Here is a 5561-nt window from a genome sequence, read left to right on the forward strand (position 1 = left end):
TCAGTCGGAAATTCGGAAGGATTTTTCCAAATATCTTTTGCTAATTGTTCGATTGATTTTGTTTCCATATGAGTGATTTCAGCTTGTTGCCAACGTGTTTGTATAAGAATAGTTGCGGTTTTGTGTGCGAGGATTTTCCGCAGGAAAATCAGATGTAGCAAAACTGCAACGATCTTTGGTTAAGCACTAATTTAGCAATTATTTTTATACGGTGTTGGCAACCGTTTTTTTATTCATTCTATAATGTAAATTCAAAAACCGAATTCCATAAAAATTCAGATTGTGGTCAGCTCTCAATACATTTTCATCGTCTTCGTAAACTCTAATCCATTCGTGCATTGATTTCACGAATCTCGCCCAATATTCTCCTTTTCCATTTGTCAAGGTAAAGTAAAATCCATTATCTCCGAATTTTTTTCCATCAGAGCAGAGAAGAAGCGAACCATCTTTCTCAACTTTCTCTGTCATAACCACAGAAGCATTTCCGTTTGGTAGTGGAAACACAACTTTTAGAAGTGGTTTTTCGTAATTCGGATTTTTACAAGTTGTGTAAATTCCTGAATAAATTACGTCGTTTGTACTTTTTATTATTCTGTACCAAATTGTCCATTTGGTTTCCTTTGTCTGTTTATCTTTAAGTTTTATTATTTGACTTTTCAGTCCTTTTGCAGTATCAATCGAATTCAGAGGTAAATTCAGTTGTTGAAGTCGTTTGCTAAAAACGACATAAAGAAGTTTACCAAAAGGTTTAAAAATACCTTTCCATTCAGACCAAACCTCAAAATCGTAGTTTGATGTGTTTTCATAAAAGTCAGTAACTTTGTCGTTCAAACGGTTTTTGTCTTGGTCAGAAATTCCGATTTGTTCCATTTTTTCGAGAAGACCAGAATTCGGTAAGTTTTTTTGAATTTCTAAATTTTCTTTTTCAGCTAATTCGAAAATAAACTTATCTTTAATAATATCTGTATTTCCTATAGGTCCAATTAACCATTCAAAATCGTTCGGATTTATCTTTTTCCCTGTATTTTTTACCCAAATTTGAGTGATTTTATCTTGTATTGCCATCAAGTTCGTTCAAATGGTTGCCAACGGTTTTGTATAATTTCCCAGCTAAGGGAAGGTTAGGAGTAAAGATAGTAAAAAGAGCCAACTTTGACGCTTTTGCGTCTGTGTCCGTAGGACACAACTAAACCTTAGTTGGAATTATACGTTGTTACCCAACGTTTTTATTTCTTTTGTATTCTATTTGAATTAGTTCCTCAAGTTCTCCAAAAGCATATTTCAGAGTATTTGAAGTAATCGAGATAGGTGTTTCGTACATATTCATATTTGCTTTCATTAGTCTCGCCTGTATTCCGCTTTTTGCTTTTCCAATATATTTTTCAGGGTTCACAATGTCAATCAGAAGGAATTTTGTAGACATAACTTGCTTTGTTCTAATATCCGAAATATCATTCCATTCTATTAGTCCAATACTTGAAGCGTTTGAGTTGTCTGTAATTCCGTTTGAGTCGATAATCAGTCCAACTTTTTTGTCAAATAGTTTCTTAATTCCATAAATTCCAGCCGCTCCAAAAAATAGAATTCCAGTAATTCCGCAAATTCGAATAATTTCAGGATTAGTAACTCTAAAAATATTTGGAATAAATCTCTCTGGATTAGTTGCAATCCAAATTCCGCCAGCAACAAATGCAATTGCTGCTAATAGAAGTAAAATTATTTTCTTTTTACTTAATGGTATTTCAATTTTGTTATTCAACTTGTCTGATTTTGAGTGAGTTCAAATGTTGGGTAACGGTTTTGTATAATTTTCCAGCTAAGGGAAGGTTAGGAGTAAAGATAATTAAAAGAGCTAACTTTGACGCTTTTGCGTCTGTGTCCGCAGGACACAACCCAACCTTAGTTGGAATTATACGATGTTGTAAGCCGTTTTTTATTCTATCTAAATTGTTTCGGCTTTTGTCCTATACTTGCCAATTCAGCAATTTCTTCAATACGGTTTAGTCTTGTTTTTAGTCTTTTGGCAGAAGCAACCCAATACAACAGCATCTTTTTGCTGGATTTGCTTTGACTTTCAAAATATTCAAGAGCGTTTTTATGACTTGTCAATGCTTCTTGTAAGTCTTTCGGAATGATTAATTCTTCTATATCGTCTAAAATTGTCCAAGAACCGTTTTGCTTGGCAACTTCAATACTTTTTAATCCCGATTTTGTCATCAAACCGTTTTTAATGAGTTGTTCCAATTTTTCTTTGTTGATTTTAGACCAAGTGCTATCTGGTTTTCTTTTTGAATAATACTGGCGATAACTAAACTCATCAATTTTTTGTTTTTTGCTATCAATCCAACCAAAGCAAAGTGCTTCATCAACTGCATCGCTCCAACTAATTGAGCTTTTATCTGATTTTTTGTTGTAAAATAAAAGCCATACAGATGGCTTGGTTTGGTGATTTTTCACTAACCATTTTCGCCAATCCGTACGGCTTTTTGGATAATATGTTTCTTCGTTCTTATTTAACAACGGTGACTTCTAATTCTACCGTCAAAGTTGCAAAAAGTTCTTTAACTCCTAGCAACGTTGTGACTTGTTTTATGCCATATTTTTGTAAGAATGGCACATAAACATTCATACAGGTTGTGAAAAATTCTTGTGTTGAAGTTGTGTAAACATTAAGTCTTACAATGTTTTTGCATTCGTATCCCGATTCGTTGATTAGTTGTTCTAAATTCTGAATCGTTTGGATTAACTGTGAACGCATATCTGCATTACTCGGCACACCATTCTCATCTATAGCAACTTGTCCAGAACAGTACAAAGTACCTTCAACATTTTTTACTTCTACCGCTTGTGCAGAGTTAGTTTGTTCGCCCCATTTCCAAGGGTCAATTGTTCTTTTTTCCATTTTGAAATATTTTACTTTTTTAATTTGAAGCAAAAATAAAATGGACTTGTGACAGCGTTATGTCAGGGGTCGAAATGGCTTAATGAAATTTATCAAAATATTCTTGCAAAGTCATTTTGTGCGGTTCAAAATGTTCATTGAGTACTTGCAATTTTTTAATTCTGTCTAATCGGAAAAAACGAAACTCTTTACGTAATTGACAGTAAGCAACCAACAGCCAATTTTCTGTGCTTAAAAGTGCAAATGGTTCAATTGTTCGGTAGGTTGATTTCTCGCCAGCGTTTATGTAGTCTATATTGACAAGTCGGAAATTGGTCAGAGCAAATTGAAGTTCAGATAGACTGTTACTATTTCTTTCTCGGTTTATGTTTTGGTCAAATCGTGTTCTTTCGGATAGTAAATTAACCTTGTCTTTTTGACTGTATCTTAACACCGCTTTAATTTTCTCAATGGCTTCTGAATAATCTTTTATAAATGAAGCATCCTTATTTTTAAGCACTAATTGTTCTGCTATGATTAAGGCATTGGCTTGGGCTTCGGTAAACATTACAGGTGGAATTTTGTAACCTTCCATTAAGGAATAACCTTTGCCTTCTTCCGTGATTATGGGAACTCCTGCTTGTTCCAATGCTCGAATGTCTCTGTAAATTGTTCTTACACTTACCGAAAATTTGTCTGCTAATTCCGTAGAAGTCAAAAGTCGTTTTGTTTGCAACCGCGTTAAAATGGCAGTCAGTCGTGAAAGTCTTTTTGTTTCATTTTCGTTCATTCGTTATTTCTCGGTCGTTTTTTTAATGGCTTACAACGGTTTTGTATAATTTCCCAGCTAAGGGAAGGTTAGGAGTAAAGATAGTAAAAAGAGCTAACTTTGACGCTTTTGCGTCTGTGTCCGCAGGACACAACTAAACCTTAGTTGGAATTATACATTGTTAGCTTTAGTTTTTTCTCATATATTCAGTAACCATAGTTTGAATGTCAGACTTGGTATTTGAATGTTGAGTAATTATAAATGACTGCTTTGTTGTTGTTACAAGAAATAATGTGAAATACTTTTTGCTTTCCGCACTTTCGTAATCAAATTTAACTTTAAGAGACTTATTATCTTTAGACTTAAAAAATTTTTTGTCTATCAGTCTATGATTTGAGGGTTTACTTAAATTATTAAATGTTTCTTCTTCTATCATTTGAGCGAAACCATTAAGAAATTCTTTTTCAATATCAAGTTTTGGAACGGCATTAGTTATTGATACTAAATTCTGCTCATTATTTTTGTCAATAAAGTGGTTTAGTTTAGCATTCATTTTATTTGTCAAAGCTTTGCTATTTGGTTTATTCATACCGCCAGCTAATACCATAGCTTTTTCACTTGAAATTTGGAAATAATCTTTAGGTAATGGAAACTTACCGTTTATATCTGCAATTTTATGATATTCAGTCTCAACTTTTTGCTCGTCACAAGAAATTAAAAGAATAAGAAAAATTGCAAAGATTAATTTCTGTATTTTCATATTTTTTCTCAAATTAAAGCTAACGGTTTCGTATAACCGTCAGTTACGGGTTAAAGTACGCAAATTTTTCGGTTAAGCACAGACGTTAGCAATTCCGAGTGGATTCGGACGTAGTCGAATCCGCCGTAATTGCGGTTATACATTGTTACCACCAGTTTTTTATTCCGAGCAATTCTTTCATTCGGTCGTTATATCTATATAGAATTCGATGTTCTTCCAAAGTTCCAGACATTTTTTCGGGATACTCAATTTCAAATCCATACTCTTTAGATTTTAATTCCAATTGTTCAATAAAATTCTTTGAGTATTCAATTCCATTTCCAAGCAAGTATCTTTTATTTCCAGCAAAAAAGTCCTGTTCAGCCTTTTTAGTATTGAATTTATTATAAAATTCAGGTGCTTTAGTTGAATCAATTTTGTTCGAGATATGGTAATCATAAATTTTAAATTCGAGACTGTCTTTTGCGCCAAGTCCCTCAATAAACAAGAATTCTTCTCTTAAGTCTTTTGTTTTAGGATTTACGGTTATACTACAATAATTGAAATATTTATTTGGGATTTTAAAAATTCCAAGAGAGTCAGTTTTCAATAGAGTTGTATCCTTTTTATTTGTAATTAAAATATCGTGTTTTCTTTTATTCAAATACGCAAGAGTTTTGTCAGTTGTCGATTCCGTAAATTTATCGTTAGTATCTCGATATTTCACAACTTTTACTTTTCCGACTTTCGATTCCGATTCCTGCGCAAATGTATCTTGGAATAATCCAACAGTTAGAATTAGTAATATGTTTATTAAAATGCGCTTCATTCAAATTGGTGGTAACGGTTTTGTGTAATTTCCCAGCTAAGGGAAGGTTAGGAGTAAAGATAGTAAAAAGAGCTAACTTTGATGCTTTTGCGTCTGTGTCCGCAGGACACAACTAAACCTTAGTTGGAATTATACGGTGTTGTAACACGTTTTTTATTCATTTTTCTAAAAATCGTAAATCCAAATAGTTGTTATTCGGGTTTTCTTGATCAACATATAATATAGTCGTTTTTTTAATAGCAAAATGCATTTTTAATTTAGTCACGTCCATATCAATATCAAATCTATATTCAATTAATTCATTCTTATAAGGAACGGTAAAACGAATAACATTATGATTTAC

Annotated in this window: 8 protein-coding genes; all 8 read right to left on the minus strand. The window is 32.8% G+C overall.

Annotated elements, in window-relative coordinates; genetic code table 11:
* Window positions 1-204: 204 nt before the first annotated feature.
* Window positions 205-1065: an SPFH domain-containing protein gene (locus tag BUC03_RS14615; RefSeq protein WP_073153767.1), complete on the minus strand. Its 861-nt coding sequence runs from the start codon at window positions 1063-1065 to the stop codon at window positions 205-207.
* Between the two features lie 148 nt (window positions 1066-1213).
* Window positions 1214-1759: an STM3941 family protein gene (locus BUC03_RS14620; RefSeq protein ID WP_073153770.1), complete on the minus strand. Its 546-nt coding sequence runs from the start codon at window positions 1757-1759 to the stop codon at window positions 1214-1216.
* A 179-nt stretch (window positions 1760-1938) separates the two neighbouring features.
* On the minus strand, window positions 1939-2457 hold the full coding sequence (locus BUC03_RS14625) for a YdeI/OmpD-associated family protein (RefSeq protein ID WP_234971642.1): 519 nt from the start codon (window positions 2455-2457) through the stop codon (window positions 1939-1941).
* Window positions 2458-2509: 52 nt separating this feature from the next.
* Window positions 2510-2902 (minus strand): RidA family protein, encoded by a 393-nt coding sequence (locus tag BUC03_RS14630; RefSeq protein WP_073153775.1) that lies wholly within the window; start codon window positions 2900-2902, stop codon window positions 2510-2512.
* 79 nt (window positions 2903-2981) lie between these two features.
* The gene (locus tag BUC03_RS14635; protein ID WP_073153778.1) at window positions 2982-3671 is read right to left on the minus strand and encodes a helix-turn-helix transcriptional regulator; all 690 of its coding nucleotides are present in this window, start codon (window positions 3669-3671) and stop codon (window positions 2982-2984) included.
* Window positions 3672-3837: 166 nt separating this feature from the next.
* Complete coding sequence (locus BUC03_RS14640; protein WP_073153780.1) at window positions 3838-4410, minus strand: hypothetical protein; 573 nt, start codon at window positions 4408-4410, stop codon at window positions 3838-3840.
* Between the two features lie 145 nt (window positions 4411-4555).
* Window positions 4556-5218, minus strand: a complete 663-nt coding sequence (locus BUC03_RS14645) for a hypothetical protein (RefSeq protein WP_073153783.1) — start codon at window positions 5216-5218, stop codon at window positions 4556-4558.
* A 157-nt stretch (window positions 5219-5375) separates the two neighbouring features.
* A partial coding sequence (locus tag BUC03_RS15405) for a hypothetical protein (protein WP_234971643.1) occupies window positions 5376-5561 on the minus strand: 186 nt, incomplete at its 5' end.

The sequence above is a fragment of the Mesonia phycicola genome (assembly GCF_900141885.1).
In the GTDB taxonomy this organism is placed as follows: domain Bacteria; phylum Bacteroidota; class Bacteroidia; order Flavobacteriales; family Flavobacteriaceae; genus Mesonia; species Mesonia phycicola.

Excerpts from the sequence above, each read along its gene's own strand:
- BUC03_RS14615 (WP_073153767.1), bottom strand. The coding sequence starts at position 1,065 with ATGGCAATACAAGATAAAATCACTCAAATTTGGGTAAAAAATACAGGG.
- BUC03_RS14630 (WP_073153775.1), bottom strand. The coding sequence starts at position 2,902 with ATGGAAAAAAGAACAATTGACCCTTGGAAATGGGGCGAACAAACTAAC.
- BUC03_RS14635 (WP_073153778.1), bottom strand. The coding sequence starts at position 3,671 with ATGAACGAAAATGAAACAAAAAGACTTTCACGACTGACTGCCATTTTA.
- BUC03_RS14640 (WP_073153780.1), bottom strand. The coding sequence starts at position 4,410 with ATGAAAATACAGAAATTAATCTTTGCAATTTTTCTTATTCTTTTAATT.
- BUC03_RS14645 (WP_073153783.1), bottom strand. The coding sequence starts at position 5,218 with ATGAAGCGCATTTTAATAAACATATTACTAATTCTAACTGTTGGATTA.